We start from the raw sequence: 1,058 nt of genomic DNA on the forward strand, positions 1-1,058 counted from the left end.
CCTTAACCTGGAAATACAGGTTTCCCGCACAAGGCTGGCAGTCATCCAGGTACAGGAGAACGTGCGGAAACGGGAACTCAGCGATGCCGCACGTCGTGCAGCGGAAGCCCTTAATCTGACCATTCCCGCCGCGAATGCCTCAGCGGATACCCTGCGGGAATTCATTGCCACACTGCCGCAGGAATGCGGGAACGCATGGGAGATGACACCGGAGTTCGTGGCGATGAACGGGAAGGCAAACGACATCAAACGTGAGGGGAATGCGCTGGTGAAAGAGCGGGATATTCTCGAAAAAGAGATGACCGGACTCAGAAAAGCCCGTCCGGTAGCGTCCATCCTGTCAGAGCTTCCCCTGATGACATGGGCTGAACCGGAATACCGCAAAAGACAACTCCGCTTCTGGAAACTCGAGAAACAGATTGAATCTCTTCTCCGCACCTACAGGGCCGTGAAAGAACGGGACATTCCCGTCCGTCGTCAGGCCTTTGAAACGCAGTGGAATACGTGGATTTCGCCGGGAATGGCAGAGCTGAAAGAAAAACTGTCAGCACGGGAAGCGGAGCGGCGCAGGGAGGAAGCCGAAGCGGAAGCGCGCCGGAAGGAACAGGAATATGACGCACGGCTGAAACACCATGATAACCATCGCCTGAGCCGAGAAACGGCATTAGCCGGGGTTATTACGGAGCTGGGGCGTGCCAGAGAGCCGGGAACGGGCAGGATAACCCGCTACATGATGCTGAGTAACAGAGCCGGAGAATTCACGGTATGGGGTGATGAGCTGGCGCATTACCCCCAGAGTGTTCATGACCCGGTGAATGTTTACCTGTCGCCAGGCGGGGCTGTGATGGTCTCGGATATACGTGAGGGAATGCCAGAATCTCATGAGACGATGGCGCGGCCTGAGCGTGTGAGAATGTATTCCGGTGCGACGGTCCGGCATGTACTGGAACAGATGCGCCAGGGGTGGCCCTCTTACGGTTTTCCGGCGCTGCCGCATCACTGGCCGGATAATTTTTATTTCAGCGACGACCGCAGGCCCGCAGCCTCTCCGCTGCCGT

At 57.4% G+C, this 1,058-nt stretch carries 1 protein-coding gene; it reads left to right on the plus strand.

Features of this window, described 5'->3' with window-relative positions; genetic code table 11:
• The coding region (locus tag AC3X7R_RS18800; protein WP_489967217.1) for a hypothetical protein at positions 1-1,058 on the plus strand (1,058 nt) is incomplete at both ends.

The sequence above is a fragment of the Nocardioides sp. Z22_16 genome (genome assembly GCF_058134365.1).